Below are 15365 nucleotides of genomic sequence, written 5' to 3' on the forward strand. Positions count from 1 at the left end.
CCGGATACCGCCGTTCGGCTTACGGCGGCCCTCGCCCGCCGCGACGCGAACGGCCCCCGGCGCGCTGCCGGAGGCCGTCGAAGAGCCATGAAGAGACCCGCTACGGAAGGTTCCTGGCCATCACGATGCGCTGGACCTGGTTCGTGCCCTCGTAGATCTGCGTGATCTTGGCGTCGCGCATCATGCGCTCGACCGGGTAGTCGCGGGTGTAGCCGTAGCCGCCGAGGAGCTGGACGGCGTCCGTGGTGACCTCCATGGCGACGTCCGAGGCGAAGCACTTGGCGGCGGCGCCCTGGAAGGTGAGGTCGGAGTCGCCCCGTTCGGACTTGGCGGCCGCCGCGTAGGTGAGGTTGCGGGCGGCCTCGATCTTCATGGCCATGTCGGCGAGCATGAACTGGATGCCCTGGAAGTCGGCGATCGGCTTGCCGAACTGCTTGCGCTCCTTGACGTAGCCCTTGGCGTAGTCGAGGGCGCCCTGGGCGATGCCGAGGGCCTGCGCCGCGATGGTGATGCGGGTGTGGTCCAGGGTCTTCATCGCCGTGGCGAAGCCGGTGCCCTCGGCGCCGATCATGCGGTCGGCGGGGATGCGGACGTTGTCCAGGTAGACCTCGCGGGTCGGGGAGCCCTTGATGCCGAGCTTCTTCTCCGGGGCGCCGAAGGAGACCCCGGGGTCCGACTTCTCGACGACGAACGCCGAGATGCCCTTGCTGCGCTTGTCGGGGTCGGTGACGGCCATCACCGTGTAGAAGTCGGACACACCCGCGTTGGTGATCCAGCGCTTGACGCCGTTGAGGACGTACGTGTCGCCCTCGCGGACCGCCTTGGTCTTCATACCGGCCGCGTCGGAGCCCGCATCCGGCTCGGACAGGCAGTACGAGAACATCGCGTTGCCCCTGGCGAGCGGGGTGAGGTACCGCTTCTTCAGTTCCTCGGAGCCGGAGAGCATCACCGGCAGCGAGCCCAGCTTGTTCACGGCCGGAATGAGGGAGGAGGACGCGCACACGCGGGCCACCTCCTCGATCACGATCACCGTCGCGAGGGCGTCCGCGCCCGCGCCGCCGTACTCCTCGGGCACGTGCACCGCGTGCAGGTCGTTGGCGACCAGTGCCTCCAGGGCCTCCTGCGGGAAGCGGGCCTCCTCGTCCACCACGGCGGCGTACGGCGCGATCTTCGCCTCGGCCAGTGAGCGGACGGCGTCGCGGAGCATGTCGTGCTCCTCGGACGGGCGGTACAGGTCGAAGTCAGCCGATCCGGCCAAGGTCTCTCACGCTCCAACGCTAATTACCGTTAAGTAACCCAAATTTTATGCGCCCGCCCCCGCCAGTGATACGTGAGCTTGGCGACAGCGGGGACATTGCCCGGCGAAGGCCCGTCGCATGCCCCCGATATGCTCGGGCACCGCATCACCGTCGTCTTTCCTGGAGCACCCATGAGCCTCAAGATCACTGTGATCGGGACCGGCTATCTCGGCGCGACACACGCCGCGGCCATGGCCGAGCTCGGGTTCGAGGTGCTGGGTCTCGACGTGGTCCCTGAGAAGATCGAGATGCTCCGTCGGGGCGAGGTCCCGATGTACGAGCCCGGTCTCGAGGAGCTGCTGCGCCGGCACGTGGCCGGATTCGAGGGCTCGACCGGGCGGCTGAGCTTCACGACGGACTACGCGGAGGCCGCCGGCTTCGGCGACATCCACTTCGTCTGCGTGAACACCCCGCAGAAGCACGGCGAGTACGCCTGCGACATGAGCTACGTCGACTCCGCCGTCACCTCGCTCGCCCCGCACCTGACCGGCCCCGCGCTCGTCGTCGGCAAGTCGACCGTGCCCGTGGGGTCCGCCGACCGTCTGGCCCGTACGATCGCCGAGCTCGCGCCCGCGGGCGCGGACGTGGAGCTGGCCTGGAACCCGGAGTTCCTGCGCGAGGGCTTCGCCGTGCAGGACACGCTGCACCCGGACCGGATCGTGGTCGGCGTGCGCAGCGAGCGGGCGGAGAAGCTGCTGCGCGAGGTGTACGCCACGCCGGTCGGCGAGGGTTCCCCGTTCGTGGTCACCGACTTCCCCACCGCGGAACTGGTGAAGACCTCCGCGAACTCCTTCCTGGCCACGAAGATCTCCTTCATCAACGCGATGGCCGAGGTCTGCGAGGCCGCGGGCGGCGATGTGGCCAAGCTGGCCGAGGCCATAGGGCACGACGACCGGATCGGCCGGAAGTTCCTGCGGGCCGGCATCGGCTTCGGCGGCGGCTGCCTGCCCAAGGACATCCGGGCCTTCATGGCACGCGCCGGTGAACTGGGCGCGGACCAGGCGCTGACCTTCCTGCGCGAGATCGACTCGATCAACATGCGCCAGCGCGGGCAGATGGTGGAGCTGGCCCGGCAGGCGCTGGGCGGCGGGCCGTTCCTCGGCAAGCGGGTCGCGGTGCTCGGCGCCACCTTCAAGCCGGACTCGGACGACGTACGGGACTCCCCCGCGCTCAACGTGGCCGGGCAGATCCACCTCCAGGGCGGCCAGGTGACGGTCTACGACCCCAAGGGCATGGAGAACGCCCGGCGGGTGTTCCCCACGCTCGGGTACGCCGACTCCGCGCTGGAGGCCGTGCGCGGCGCCGACGTCGTCCTGCATCTGACGGAGTGGCGGGAGTTCCGCGAGCTGGACCCGGCCGGTCTTGGCGAGGTCGCGGCCGCCCGGGTGATCCTCGACGGGCGCAACGCGCTGGACCCGGAGCTGTGGCGGCGGGCCGGCTGGACGTACCGGGCGATGGGACGTCCGACCGCGTAGTCCCGCGCGGGCAGGCGCCCGAGAACAGGCGACGCCGGTTCGGCCGAGGCTCAGTCGGCCGAACCGGCGTCTGCACGCATTGTGCACCACCCGGGCCGGTGTGAACGACGAACGGCCTGTGGATCAGGTCTGCTTCGCCCGGTAGCGGCGCATCTTCGCGCGCGCCCCGCACACCCGCATCGAGCACCAGCGGCCGCGGCCGGCCGGGCTGCGGTCGTAGAACGCCCAGTGGCACGTGGCCGCCTCACAGGCCTTCAGCCGGGTCCAGGTGCCCGCGACGAGGGCCTCGGCGACGGCGGCCGCGACCCGGGAGAGCAGCGGGCCGTCGTCGGCGGGCGCAAGTGTGGCCGAGCCGTCCCGGCCATCGACGGACACCAGCAGCGGCGCCCGCGCCAGCAGCTCGCCCAGCGGCGTCACCCGCCGGTGCGGCGGGTGACCGGCGTGGGCCAGCAGCACCGCCCGCAGCGACTCGCGCAGCTCGCGCGCCCGCCCCAGCTCCGCCTCGGGGATTCCCAGGCGCGCCCGGCCCTCCGCCGTGTCGAGCGAGTCGGCGCCCGTCTCGATGTCCAGCGTGTTCACCAGGGCCTCGACCAGCGCCAGGCCCCCGGGCGCGGACGATCTCTCACTCATGTCGGCGACGTTACCTCTTCAATACGGTTGCGCCGTTACCCGCTCTACGGAAGCATGCGGTAACGGTTACTGGTTACCCCCTTCTATGGGTAACACCATCTCCGACTGGGAGGAAGTCATGGCTCTCGCCAAGCTGGGTGTCGTCGTCCTGGACTGTCCCGACCCGCGCGCCCTCGCCGGCTTCTACGCCGAGGTCCTCGGCGGGACCGTGGAGGGCGAGGGCGACTGGGTGGACCTGAAGGTGCCGGACGGTTCGGCGCTGGCGTTCCAGAGGGCGCCGGAGCACGTGCCGCCGAAGTGGCCGGCCGGGGACGCCTCGCAGCAGTTCCACCTGGACCTGGTCGTGGAGGACCTGGACGCGGCGGAGAAGGGGGTGCTGGCGCTCGGCGCGCAGCCGCTGGACACGACGGACCGGACGCGCGGATTCCGCGTCTACGCCGACCCCGTCGGGCACCCGTTCTGCCTGTGCGCCTGCTGAAAAGCGCCCGTACGCGCCGGACGGCAGGGACCACGCGCGCGTGGTCCCTGCCGTCCGGTACGGGAACTCAGCCGTCCAGTTCGGCGATCGTCGCGTTGGACGGTGCCCGGGTGGCCTGCGCGTCACGTGCGACGTCCTCCGCGGCGCCCAGGACGCGGACCGCGTTCTGCCAGGTGAGCTTGGCCAGGTCGGTCCTGGACCAGCCGCGGTCCAGGAGCTCCGCGATCAGGTTCGGGTAACCGGAGACGTCGCTGAGGCCGTCCGGGGTGAAGGGCGTGCCGTCGTAGTCGCCGCCGATGCCCAGATGGTCGATGCCGGCGACCTCGCGCATGTGGTCGAGGTGGTCGGCGACCGTGGCGACCGTGGCGACCGGGCGCGGGTTGGCCTCCTCGAAGGCGTGGTGGACCTTCATCGCCTCGGCGGTGCTGTCGAGAGGGTGGAAGCCGTTCGCGCGCATGTTCTCGTCGGCGGCGGACGTCCAGTCCACGGCAGCCTGGAGCACGAACTTCGGCACGAAGGTCACCATCGCGATGCCGCCGTTGGCGGGCAGCCGCTCCAGCACGTCGTCCGGGATGTTGCGGGGGTGGTCGCACACGGCCCGTGCGGAGGAGTGCGAGAAGATCACCGGCGCGCTCGTGGTGTCGAGCGCGTCCCGCATGGTCGTCGCGGCCACGTGGGAGAGGTCGACCAGCATGCCGAGCCGGTTCATCTCCCGGACCACCTCGCGGCCGAAGGCCGACAGACCGCCCACGCCCGGCTCGTCCGTCGCCGAGTCCGCCCAGGCCACGTTGTCGTTGTGGGTGAGCGTCATGTACCGCACGCCGAGCGCGTACAGCCCGCGCAGTGTGCCGAGGGAGTCGGCGATGGAGTGGCCGCCCTCGGCGCCCATGAGGGAGGCGATCCGGCCCTCCGCACGCGCCGCCTCCATGTCGGCGGCGGTCAGCGCGGGCGCCAGGTCGGCCGGGTGACGGGCGAGCAACTGCCGTACGCAGTCGATCTGTTCCAGTGTCGCCGGTACCGGGTCGGGCTGGTCCGCGCGGACGTAGACCGACCAGAACTGCGCGCCGACGCCGCCCTCGCGCAGGCGCGGCAGGTCGGTGTGCAGATGGGCGTTCTGAGGGGTGGCGAGGTCGCGGGCGTCGAGGTCGTAGCGGACCTGCTCGCGCAGCGCCCAGGGCAGGTCGTTGTGGCCGTCGACGACGGGGAACTCCCGCAGCAGGTCACGGGCTTCGTCCAGCGAGGTCATCGGCGTCACTTCCCCATACCGAAGCCGAAGCCGCCGGAGTTCTCGACCTTGGCGCGCAGCCGCTTGCCCTTCTCGGTGGCCTGATCGTTCAGCTCCTGCTGGAACTCCCGCATCCGGGCGAGCAGTTCCTCGTCGTGCGCGGCGAGCATCCGGGCGGCGAGCAGACCCGCGTTGCGGGCGCCGCCGACGGACACGGTCGCCACCGGGACTCCGGCCGGCATCTGCACGATCGACAGCAGCGAGTCCATGCCGTCCAGGTACTTCAGCGGGACGGGTACACCGATCACCGGCAGCGGGGTGACGGAGGCGAGCATGCCGGGCAGATGGGCGGCCCCGCCCGCGCCCGCGATGATCGCCTTCAGTCCGCGGTCCGCCGCACGCTCGCCGTACGCGATCATCTCGTGCGGCATGCGGTGCGCGGAGACGACGTCGACCTCGTAGGAGATCTCGAACTCGTCGAGCGCCTCGGCGGCGGCCTCCATGACGGGCCAGTCGGAGTCCGACCCCATGACGATGCCAACAACTGGGCTCATTCGGTGATGGTGCCTCTCAGGTAGCCGGCTGCGTGACGGGCGCGTTCCAGCACGTCGTCCAGGTCGTCGCCGTAGGTGTTGACGTGGCCCACCTTGCGGCCGGGCTTCACGTCCTTGCCATACATGTGGATCTTGAGCTGGGGGTCGCGGGCCATGCAGTGCAGGTACGCGGAGTACATGTCGGGGTAGTCGCCGCCGAGGACGTTCACCATGACGGTCCACCGGGCGCGCGGGCGGGGGTCGCCGAGCGGGAGGTCGAGGACCGCGCGGACGTGGTTGGCGAACTGGGAGGTGATGGCGCCGTCCATCGACCAGTGGCCGGAGTTGTGCGGGCGCATGGCCAGCTCGTTGACGAGGATGCGGCCGTCGCGGGTCTGGAACAGCTCGACGGCGAGGTGGCCGACGACACCGAGTTCCTTGGCGATGGTCAGCGCGAGCTGTTCGGCCTTGAGGGCGAGGCCCTCGTCGAGGTCGGGCGCCGGGGCTATCACGGTGTCGCAGACGCCGTTCACCTGCCGCGACTCCACGACCGGGTAGGCCACGGCCTGGCCGTGCGGGGAGCGTACGACGTTGGCGGCCAGCTCCCGGACGAAGTCGACCTTCTCCTCGGCGAGGACGGGCACACCGGCGCGGAAGGGCTCGGCGGCCTCCTCGACGGAGTCGACCACCCACACGCCCTTGCCGTCGTAGCCGCCGCGGACGGTCTTGAGGACCACGGGGAAGCCGTCACCCTCGGCCGCGAACGCGGCCACGTCCTGCGGATCGCCGACGATCCGGTGCCGTGGGCAGGGCACACCGATCGCGTCGAGCCGCGCGCGCATCACGCCCTTGTCCTGGGCGTGCACGAGCGCGTCGGGGCCGGGGCGCACGGGGATGCCGTCCGCCTCCAGGGCCCGCAGGTGCTCGGTGGGGACGTGCTCGTGATCGAAGGTGATCACGTCGCAGCCCCGCGCGAACGCGCGCAGCGTGTCCAGGTCGCGGTAGTCGCCGATGACGACGTCGCTCACCACCTGCGCCGCGGAATCCTGGGGAGTGTCACTGAGGAGCTTGAACCTGATGCCCAGCGGGATGCCCGCCTCGTGTGTCATACGAGCGAGCTGGCCACCGCCGACCATGCCGACTACCGGGAACGTCACGCTCCTAGGGTAATGGCCGCCACGCCGCGCCCCGCTTCCGCGCCCGCCGGGGCCGTGCCGACGCCTCCCGGGACTCGTCACCCCCCGCACCGATGTACGTGGCGGCGCCCCGCCGTTCTTACCAGTCGCTTCGACGGCTCTTTCCCGCCTTTTCCCGGACTCTTTCCGACCCGTTCCCGAGCTGATGCCTTGTGCACGGGCGCGGGCGTGCGGCGCTGGTTAGCATGGCCGGGTTGACCGAACCGACCGAGACGGGGGCCTGCACGACCATGGAACATGGTTCCTCGGGGCTTCGACCGGCGCCCCCGGCGTCCCGCGGCGCCCTGCGCAGGCGCGTGGACCAGCTCTGGCGCGAGATCGTCAAGTTCGGCGCGGTGGGCGGGGCGGGGCTGCTGGTCAACCTGCTCGTGTTCAACCTGGTGCGGCACACGACCGGACTCCAGGTGGTGCGGGCCAGCGTCATCGCGACCGTCGTCGCGATCGTCTTCAACTACATCGGCTTCCGCTACTTCACGTACCGGGACCGCGACAAGAGCGGGCGCACCAAGGAACTGACGCTGTTCCTGCTGTTCAGCGTGGTCGGCCTGGTGATCGAGAACGGCGTGCTGTACCTGGCGACGTACGGCTTCGGCTGGGACAGCCCGTTGCAGAGCAACGTCTTCAAGTTCCTCGGCATCGGCATCGCGACCCTGTTCCGCTTCTGGTCGTACCGCACCTGGGTCTTCCGCACCCCGGCCCGGCAGGCCGTGGCGGGCGCGGAGTCCTTCCTCCAGACCGAGTCGAAGACGCCCCGGACCAGGGCGTTCCGGTAGGTCTCCCGGGCGCCGGCGGTCAGCGCACCGTCGGGTGGTCCTGCGGCTCCTTCTTCAGCGGCGGGGTGCGGGACAGGAACAGGCCGAAGACGGGCGGCTGGGCCTGGAGCAGTTCCAGGCGGCCGCCGTCGGCCTCGGCGAGGTCGCGGGCGACGGCGAGTCCGATGCCGGTGGAGTTGCGGCCGCTGATGGTGCGCTCGAAGATCCGGGCACCGAGGTCGGCGGGGACGCCGGAGCCCTCGTCGGTGACCTCCACCACGGCCTGGTTGCCGGTCACGCGGGTGCGCAGCGCCACCGTGCCGCCGCCGTGCATGAGGGAGTTCTCGATCAGCGCGGCCAGCACCTGCGCGACGGCGCCCGGCGTGCCGACGGCCCGGAGGTGCCGCTTGCCCGAGCTGACGATCGCCCGGCCGGCGCTGCGGTAGGCGGGGCGCCACTCGGCGATCTGCTGCTGGATGACCTCGTCGAGGTCGAAGGAGACGGCGGAGCCGGTACGCGGGTCTCGGGAGTTGGTCAGCAGGCGGTCCACCACGTCGGTCAGCCGCTCGACCTGGGCGAGGGCGACGTTCGCCTCGTCCTTCACCGTCTCCGGGTCGTCGGTGAGGGTGATCTCCTCCAGGCGCATGGACAGCGCGGTCAGCGGCGTACGCAACTGGTGGGAGGCGTCGGCGGCGAGCCGGCGCTCGGCGGTCAGCATCCGGGCGATGCGCTCGGCCGATCCGTCGAGCACGTCCGCGACCCGGTCCAGCTCCGGAACGCCGTAGCGCTTGTGGCGGGGGCGCGGGTCGCCGGACCCGAGGCGCTCGGCGGTCTCGGCGAGGTCGGTCAGCGGGGAGGCGAGCCGGTTGGCCTGGCGGACCGCGAGCAGCACCGCGGCGACCACCGCGAGCAGCGCCACCAGCCCGATGATCAGCAGCGTGCGGCCGACCTCGCGGGTCACCGAGGAGCGCGGCTCCTCCACCCGGACGGTCTCGCCCTGCTCCCCCGTGGCCGTGGAGTGGATCACGTCGCCGGCCGGCTTCTCGCCGACCTGGATGGGCCGCTGCCCGGGGATGCCGATCACGGCGTACTGGCCGTCGGCCACCTGGTGGCGCAGGATGTCCGCGTTGACCGTCGCCTCGCCGAGCAGCCTGCTGTCGACGATGCTGGCCAGCCGCAGCGCCTCGGAGTCGACGCGCTCCTGGGCACTGCTGCTGATGGTGCGGGTCTCCACGATCACCAGGGAGAGACCGAAGACGGCGATCACGACCAGGACCACGGCAAGCGTGGACTGGATCAGTCGGCGGCGCATGTACTCCTACCTGACGAAAGCGCGGGGCGGCCGGCTCAGCTCTTCTCGAAGCGGAAGCCCACGCCGCGCACGGTCGCGATGTACCGGGGGTTCGCCGCGTCGTCGCCGAGCTTCTTGCGCAGCCACGAGATGTGCATGTCGAGGGTCTTGGTGGACGACCACCAGGTGGTGTCCCAGACCTCGCGCATCAGCTGGTCGCGGGTGACGACCCGGCCCGCGTCCCGCACGAGCACCCGGAGCAGGTCGAACTCCTTGGCGGTGAGCTGGAGCTCCTCGTCGCCCATCCACGCGCGGTGGGACTCGACGTCGATGCGCACGCCGTGGGTGGCGGGCGGCTGCTGCGGCTCGGCGGCGCCGCGCCGCAGCAGGGCCCGGACGCGGGCGAGCAGTTCGGCGAGCCGGAAGGGCTTGGTGACGTAGTCGTCGGCGCCCGCGTCGAGGCCGACGACGGTGTCCACCTCGTCGGCGCGCGCGGTCAGGATCAGGATGGGGACCGTGTGGCCGTCGGAGCGCAGCCGGCGGGCGACCTCCAGGCCGTCCATGCCGGGCAGTCCGAGGTCCAGCACGACCAGATCGACACCGCCCTGCATTCCGGCGTCGAGCGCGGCGGGTCCGTCCTCACGCACCTCGACCTCGTAACCTTCCCTGCGCAGTGCGCGAGCCAGCGGCTCCGAGATGGACGCGTCGTCCTCGGCGAGCAGTACACGGGTCATGAGCCGATGGTAGTCCGCCCGCGCCGCCCGCTGGGGCGGTCCTGCGGTGTGATCGACACGCGCGGTTCTTACCTGGCGGCCGGCCGGGCGCCCTTTCGGCGGCACACTCCGCGGACGGGTCGGCCCGGATGCGATCGTTTGGGACTTCGGTAATAGACCTTCGAAAGCAGGGCAGGGTTCCCCAGGGACCTGTGATCCATCTCTCAAGTCCTTCCATATCCGGCAGTGTCCTGCCGTATGGTGGATTGAACGTCTGATGCACACAGGGGACCTTTGGCGATCGTATTGACGCTGAAGGTCTCTTTTGTGATCGGGTCGGCCCGGGCCGGCCCTGAAAGAACGACCTAGGGCCGGGCCTCGTACGCGCGTCGACGCGGGCAGAGGTGTGGATCCCGGTGGCCGTCGTCCCCCGCTTCGCGATCCGGAGCGGACTCCCCCTGGGCGTGGGGTGGACCTCGGGCCTGCCGGTGCCGGCTACCCCCCACCGGGCGCGTCACCGCCGAGGGCGGCGCGTCCCGACCAGCAAGGAACGACCATGGCGTCCAGCCTGACGAAGGACTCGGTCCATCCGGGCACCCCCGGTTCCGAGAAGACCTTCTTCGGCCACCCCCGCGGCCTGGCCACCCTCTTCATGACCGAGATGTGGGAGCGCTTCAGCTTCTACGGCATGCGCGCCCTTCTCGTCGTGTACCTGCTCTCCGGCGGCCCCGACGCCAAGAAGGGGAGCATGAGCGGTGGGCTCGGCATGGATCTGGCCACCACCACCGCCATCTACTCCGTCTATCTGTCGATGGTGTACCTGCTCGCCATGCCGGGCGGGTGGCTGGGCGACCGCGTCTGGGGTCCCCGCAAGACGGTGGCGATCGCCGCGATCACGATCATGGCGGGCCACGCGGTGCTGGCGCTGCCCGGTGGCCAGGCGCCCTTCTTCGCCGGTCTCGCGCTGGTCGCGCTCGGCTCCGGTCTGCTGAAGGCCAACATCTCCACCATGGTCGGCCACCTCTACAAGGGCCCGGACGACCCGCGCCGCGACGGTGGCTTCACGATCTTCTACATGGGCATCAACATGGGTGCCTTCTTCGCCCCGCTGATCATCGGCACCGTCGGTCAGCAGGTCAGCTGGCACCTGGGCTTCGGCCTCGCCGCCGTGGGCATGGCGATCGGCCTCGCGGCCTTCCTCATCGGCACCCGGAACCTGAGCCCGCAGAGCAACGTCGTGCCGAAGCCGCTGGACGCCGCCGAGCGCGCCTCCTGGCTGCGCAAGGGCCTGACCTGGCTGGCCGTCGCCGCCGTCTTCTACGGCATCGTCGGCTTCACCGGCCACTTCACCCTGAACTGGGCGATGATCCCGCTCACCGTCATCGGTCTGGTCATCCCGGCCGGCGTCCTGCTGCGCATCAAGCGCGACAAGGAACTGTCGGGCGTCGAGCAGTCCAGGATGACCGGCTACATCTGGTTCTTCGTCGCGGCCGCCGCCTTCTGGATGATCTACGACCAGGGCGGTTCGACGGTCCAGGCGTTCGGCGAGACCAAGACCTCCTCCTCGCTGTTCGGCTTCGGCTTCCCCTCCTCCTGGTACCAGTCGCTGAACCCGGTGTTCATCATGGCGCTGGCCCCGGTCTTCGCCTGGTTCTGGCTGTGGCTGAGCCGCAAGGGCAAGGAGCCGAGCACGGTCGCGAAGTTCGCGGCCGCCCTGTTCTTCATCGGCGTCTCGTTCTTCTTCTTCCTGCTGCCGCTGGGCATGGCCGGCGGCGACACCATGGTCAGCCCGATGTGGCTGGTCGGCATCTACCTGATCCAGACCGTCGGCGAGCTGTGCCTCTCCCCCGTCGGCCTGTCGGTGACGACCAAGATGGCGCCGGCCAAGTACGCCAGCCAGATGATGGGCGTGTGGTTCCTCGCGGTCACCGCGGGCGACTCCATCACCAGCCTGCTGTCCAACCCGGCCGTGGCCGGGGTCGACCTCAGCGGGACGGGAGCGGTCGCCCTGGAGGCGGTCCTCGCCACCCTCGCCGGTGTGGCGGTGTACATGTACCGCCGGAAGGTGAAGTCCCTGATGGGCGATGTCCACTGACGTCCCCCCACGGTCGACGAAAGGGCCGCCCCCTTGGGGGGCGGCCCTTTCGTACTGCCGTTCTTTCAGCCGGGGGCACCCAGCTCGGCCCACACCCTCTTGCCGGTGACGCCGGGGGCGCGGACGACGCCCCAGTCCAGGCACAGCCGCTGGACGATGAACATGCCGTGGCCGCCGGGGCGTCCGGCCCTGTGCGGGGTGCGCGGGGCGGGCTGTCCGGTGCCGCGGTCGGAGACCTCCAGGCGGATCACCTTGTTGTCGCAGGTGATCTCCAGCTGGTCGGGGCCCTCGGCGTGCAGGCAGGCGTTGGTGACCAGTTCGGAGACGACGAGGAGGACGTCCTCGGCGGCGGCCCGCTGGTCGGCGGTCGCGGCGGGCAGCCAGCCCCATGCGTACAGCGCCTGGCGGGTGAAGTCACGGGCGAGCGGTACGACGCCGCTCTCGCCGTCGAAGCTCAGCCTGCGGATCTGGCGACTCCCGGACGGGGCCGCCGGCGCGGCCGTCGCACCCCCTGCGGGTGGCGCGCCCGCCGGCGCGTCCCCCTCGGACACCCCGGAAGCGCCGCTGGGCTCCGGGCCGCGGTCGCCCGGCGAGTAAGGCCGGGTGGTGCTCATCAGCGCTTCACCTCACCGATTCACCAGTTCACGATTCAAAAGTCACCCGTCACTTCACACGTACACGGTCGGTACGTCCGTACATCCGCCGAATGCCGGTCGCCGGCTCGCGAGGGCCGCCGATCCACTCAGGTTGTCTCCTGCCCGACCGTTCGGGGGGAACACCCCCGTTTTCGGCCCGCCGTGCGAGCGCCCGGCGTACGCCGGGCGCGGAACACGGAAGGGGCACGTCGACGGTCCCGGGACCGGCTCAGCCGGCCTCGTCGGCCAGCGCGTCCTCCAGGGAGTCGTGCACGGTGAAGACCGCGTCCGCCCCTGTGATCTCGAACACACGGGCCACCACCGGCAGCATCCCGGCCAGATGCACACCCCCTCCGGCCGCCTCCGCCTTCAGCCGAGCGCCCAGCAGGACGTTCAACCCCGTGGAGTCGCAGAACTCCAGGCGTGAACAGTCCACCACCAGGCGCGAGCGCCCCTTGTCGAGGCATTCCTCTAGCGGCTCGCGCAGCAGGTCGGCCGTGTGGTGATCGAGCTCGCCCGCCGGCGTCACGACGGCACTGGAGCCCTCTTGCCGCACCTCCACCAGAAGCCGGCCCGACTGTGCGCTGCCGACCGTCCCGCGGTCCATGCCGTCTCTCTCCCGGGGTCTTGGCTGCTGACTGACGCCCTCGAACACTACGCCTTCCCTCACCGCTCCGGCACCCGAACAACCACACACAACCGGACATAGCCCCACACAAGGAACTTGCGGCGGTGTTGGGAAAGCGGGTAGGGCTAGTAGAGACCCGCACCCGACACGGCCGGCTTTGGAGGCGCCGCACACCGCAGTGCACGAATTGGCTTCGGCAGCCATATGCCGAGAACGATGGAGGACATTATGTCACCCCGGCTCGACGCCTCGCATACCCGGATGGCGACGTCGGCATCCCCCACGGAGCACCTGGATCCCATCGAGTTTCCCGACGTACGCGCCGAGCGGGCCGATCAGGCCGACGCGCTGGCCGGACTTCCGGACATCCCCCCGTACGACGAAGTGGCCCCCGACGACGCCCGGGCCCTGTCCAAGGCCCTCTTCGAGCGGCTGGAGTCCCTCGAGGAAGGCACGCACGCCTACGCGTACGTCCGCAACACGCTCGTCGAGCTCAACCTCGCGCTCGTCAAGTTCGCCGCCTCCCGCTTCCGCTCCCGCAGCGAGCCGATGGAGGACATCATCCAGGTCGGCACCATCGGCCTGATCAAGGCGATCGACCGGTTCGAACTGACCCGGGGCGTGGAGTTCCCGACGTTCGCGATGCCCACCATCATCGGCGAGATCAAGCGCTTCTTCCGCGACACCTCCTGGTCCGTGCGCGTCCCGCGCCGGCTCCAGGAACTGCGGCTGGACCTCGCCAAGGCCGGTGACGAACTGGCCCAGCGGTTCGACCGCGCCCCCACGGTCGCCGAACTCGCCGAGCACCTCGGTCTGTCCAAGGACGAGGTGGTGGAAGGCATGGCCGCCTCCAACGCCTACACCGCCTCGTCGCTGGACGCCCAGCCCGAGGAGGACGACTCCGAGGGCGCCCTCGCGGACCGCATCGGCTACGAGGACCACGGCCTCGAAGGCATCGAGTACGTGGAGGCGCTGAAGCCGCTGATCGCGCAGCTGCCCTCCCGGGACCGGACGATCCTGTCCCTGCGGTTCGTCGCCAACATGACCCAGTCGGAGATCGGCGAGGAACTGGGCATCTCGCAGATGCACGTCTCCCGGCTGCTGTCCCGCACCCTCAGCCGGCTGCGCAAGGGCCTGACACTCGAGGAGTGAGCGGATGACGGGGCGGCGGCGAAGCGCCGGCGGGAGGCCCTGACGGCCGCGGCCGGCGCTTCACCGCCGCTCCGAGCGTCCTGCTCAGACCTCCCGCACGCCGCGCCGCCAGACCTCGGTGACCAGCGGGACACCCGGCCGGTAGGCCAGGTGCACGTGGCTGGGCGCGTCCAGGACGGCCAGGTCGGCGCGTGCGCCCGGGGACAGCCGGCCGACGTCGTCGCGGCGCAGGGCCCTCGCACCGCCCGCCGTCGCCGCCCAGACCGCCTCGGCCGGGGTCATGCCCATGTCGCGCACGGCGAGCGCGACGCAGAAGGGCACCGAGGACGTGAAGGACGAGCCCGGGTTGCAGTCGGTGGACAGGGCGACCGTGACGCCCGCGTCGAGCAGGCGGCGGGCGTCGGGCCACTGGGCGCGGGTGGAGAACTCGGCGCCGGGCAGGAGCGTGGCGACCGTGTTCCCGTTCGCCAGCGCGTCCACGTCCGCGTCGGTCAGATGCGTGCAGTGGTCGGCGCTGGCCGCGTCGAGCTCGACGGCGAGCTGGACGCCGGGGCCATGACTGAGCTGGTTGGCGTGGATGCGCGGGAGCAGGCCCCTGGCCATGCCCGCGGTGAGGATCTCCCTGGCCTGGTCGCCGTCGAAGGCGCCCTTCTCGCAGAAGACGTCGATCCAGCGGGCGTGCGGGGCGCAGGCGTCCAGCATCTCCCCGGTGACCAGGGCGACGTACGCGGCCGGGTCCCCGGCGTGGTCCGGGGAGACGATGTGGGCGCCGAGATAGGTGACCTCGTCGGTGTGCGCGGCGGCGATGCGCAGGGCGCGGGCCTCGTCGGCGACGGTGAGGCCGTAGCCGGACTTGGTCTCGAACGTGGTCGTTCCCTGGCGCAGGGCCTCGGCGAGGTAGCGGGTGAGGTTGGCCTCCAGCTCCGCGTCGGTGGCGGCGCGGGTGGCGGCGACCGTGGTGCGGATGCCGCCGGCGCTGTAGGCCCGGCCGGACATGCGGGCGTTGAACTCCTCGGTGCGGTCGCCCGCGAAGACCAGGTGGGAGTGGGAGTCCACGAAGCCGGGGATCACCGCCCGGCCGTCGGCGTCGACCCGGTTGTCAGTGGCGGGTGCTTTGCTGGATTCACCGGTCCACGCGATGTGGTCGCCGTCGATGACGACGGCCGCGTCCCGGACCAGTCCGAGGGGGGATCCGTCACCGAGGGAGGGGTCGTTGGTGACCAGCGTGGCGATGTTGGTGATGACGGTGCTGCTCATGGTGTCC

15 protein-coding genes are annotated in these 15365 nt (G+C 70.8%); 5 read left to right on the plus strand and 10 right to left on the minus strand.

What is annotated here, in order from left to right:
• Window positions 1-100 precede the first annotated feature (100 nt).
• Window positions 101-1258: an acyl-CoA dehydrogenase family protein gene (locus ACIP4X_RS03770; protein WP_391453897.1), complete on the minus strand. Its 1158-nt coding sequence runs from the start codon at window positions 1256-1258 to the stop codon at window positions 101-103.
• 171 nt (window positions 1259-1429) lie between these two features.
• On the opposite strand from ACIP4X_RS03770, the gene ACIP4X_RS03775 reads away from it, so the two are divergent.
• Window positions 1430-2773: a UDP-glucose/GDP-mannose dehydrogenase family protein gene (locus ACIP4X_RS03775; RefSeq protein WP_358734828.1), complete on the plus strand. Its 1344-nt coding sequence runs from the start codon at window positions 1430-1432 to the stop codon at window positions 2771-2773.
• 123 nt (window positions 2774-2896) lie between these two features.
• On the opposite strand, the gene ACIP4X_RS03780 is transcribed toward ACIP4X_RS03775, so the two are convergent.
• Window positions 2897-3403 (minus strand): CGNR zinc finger domain-containing protein, encoded by a 507-nt coding sequence (locus ACIP4X_RS03780; protein ID WP_358734830.1) that lies wholly within the window; start codon window positions 3401-3403, stop codon window positions 2897-2899.
• A 118-nt stretch (window positions 3404-3521) separates the two neighbouring features.
• Here ACIP4X_RS03780 and ACIP4X_RS03785 point away from each other — a divergent pair, with 118 nt between their 5' ends.
• Window positions 3522-3881 carry a VOC family protein gene (locus tag ACIP4X_RS03785; protein WP_358734957.1) on the plus strand — a complete coding sequence of 120 codons (360 nt, stop codon included), beginning with the start codon at window positions 3522-3524 and terminating at the stop codon, window positions 3879-3881.
• A gap of 67 nt (window positions 3882-3948) precedes the next feature.
• Here the strand turns inward: ACIP4X_RS03785 and ACIP4X_RS03790 are convergent, their stop codons facing one another.
• From ACIP4X_RS03790 to ACIP4X_RS03800, 3 genes are read right to left on the minus strand one after another with little or no spacing between them, the layout of a single operon-like run.
• Complete coding sequence (locus tag ACIP4X_RS03790) at window positions 3949-5127, minus strand: dipeptidase (RefSeq protein WP_358734832.1); 1179 nt, start codon at window positions 5125-5127, stop codon at window positions 3949-3951.
• A 5-nt stretch (window positions 5128-5132) separates the two neighbouring features.
• On the minus strand, window positions 5133-5660 hold the full coding sequence (purE, locus tag ACIP4X_RS03795; RefSeq protein WP_358734834.1) for a 5-(carboxyamino)imidazole ribonucleotide mutase: 528 nt from the start codon (window positions 5658-5660) through the stop codon (window positions 5133-5135).
• Window positions 5657-6796 (minus strand): 5-(carboxyamino)imidazole ribonucleotide synthase, encoded by a 1140-nt coding sequence (locus tag ACIP4X_RS03800; RefSeq protein WP_358734835.1) that lies wholly within the window; start codon window positions 6794-6796, stop codon window positions 5657-5659. The genes purE and ACIP4X_RS03800 overlap by 4 nt, the downstream gene beginning before the upstream one ends.
• A 269-nt stretch (window positions 6797-7065) precedes the next feature.
• Here ACIP4X_RS03800 and ACIP4X_RS03805 point away from each other — a divergent pair, with 269 nt between their 5' ends.
• Window positions 7066-7608, plus strand: coding sequence for a GtrA family protein (locus ACIP4X_RS03805; RefSeq protein WP_358734959.1), 543 nt, complete (start codon window positions 7066-7068; stop codon window positions 7606-7608).
• 19 nt (window positions 7609-7627) lie between these two features.
• Here the strand turns inward: ACIP4X_RS03805 and ACIP4X_RS03810 are convergent, their stop codons facing one another.
• Together ACIP4X_RS03810 and ACIP4X_RS03815 are read right to left on the minus strand one after the other, a co-directional pair.
• Window positions 7628-8899: an ATP-binding protein gene (locus tag ACIP4X_RS03810; RefSeq protein WP_358734837.1), complete on the minus strand. Its 1272-nt coding sequence runs from the start codon at window positions 8897-8899 to the stop codon at window positions 7628-7630.
• 35 nt (window positions 8900-8934) lie between these two features.
• The gene (locus tag ACIP4X_RS03815; protein ID WP_100571005.1) at window positions 8935-9612 is read right to left on the minus strand and encodes a response regulator transcription factor; all 678 of its coding nucleotides are present in this window, start codon (window positions 9610-9612) and stop codon (window positions 8935-8937) included.
• Window positions 9613-10147: 535 nt separating this feature from the next.
• Here ACIP4X_RS03815 and ACIP4X_RS03820 point away from each other — a divergent pair.
• Entirely contained in the window at window positions 10148-11686 is a 1539-nt protein-coding gene (locus tag ACIP4X_RS03820; RefSeq protein WP_358734839.1) for an oligopeptide:H+ symporter, read from the plus strand.
• 65 nt (window positions 11687-11751) lie between these two features.
• On the opposite strand, the gene ACIP4X_RS03825 is transcribed toward ACIP4X_RS03820, so the two are convergent.
• Window positions 11752-12300 (minus strand): ATP-binding protein, encoded by a 549-nt coding sequence (locus ACIP4X_RS03825; RefSeq protein WP_358734841.1) that lies wholly within the window; start codon window positions 12298-12300, stop codon window positions 11752-11754.
• A gap of 250 nt (window positions 12301-12550) precedes the next feature.
• Window positions 12551-12928, minus strand: a complete 378-nt coding sequence (locus tag ACIP4X_RS03830; protein ID WP_100571008.1) for an STAS domain-containing protein — start codon at window positions 12926-12928, stop codon at window positions 12551-12553.
• Window positions 12929-13165: 237 nt separating this feature from the next.
• On the opposite strand from ACIP4X_RS03830, the gene ACIP4X_RS03835 reads away from it, so the two are divergent.
• Window positions 13166-14101, plus strand: a complete 936-nt coding sequence (locus ACIP4X_RS03835; protein ID WP_358734844.1) for an RNA polymerase sigma factor SigF — start codon at window positions 13166-13168, stop codon at window positions 14099-14101.
• A gap of 84 nt (window positions 14102-14185) precedes the next feature.
• Here the strand turns inward: ACIP4X_RS03835 and hutI are convergent, their stop codons facing one another.
• Entirely contained in the window at window positions 14186-15358 is a 1173-nt protein-coding gene (gene hutI, locus ACIP4X_RS03840) for an imidazolonepropionase (protein ID WP_358734846.1), read from the minus strand.
• Between the last annotated feature and the right edge of the window lie 7 nt (window positions 15359-15365).

The sequence above is a fragment of the Streptomyces sp. NPDC088817 genome (genome assembly GCF_044750345.1).
Lineage (GTDB): Bacteria > Actinomycetota > Actinomycetes > Streptomycetales > Streptomycetaceae > Streptomyces.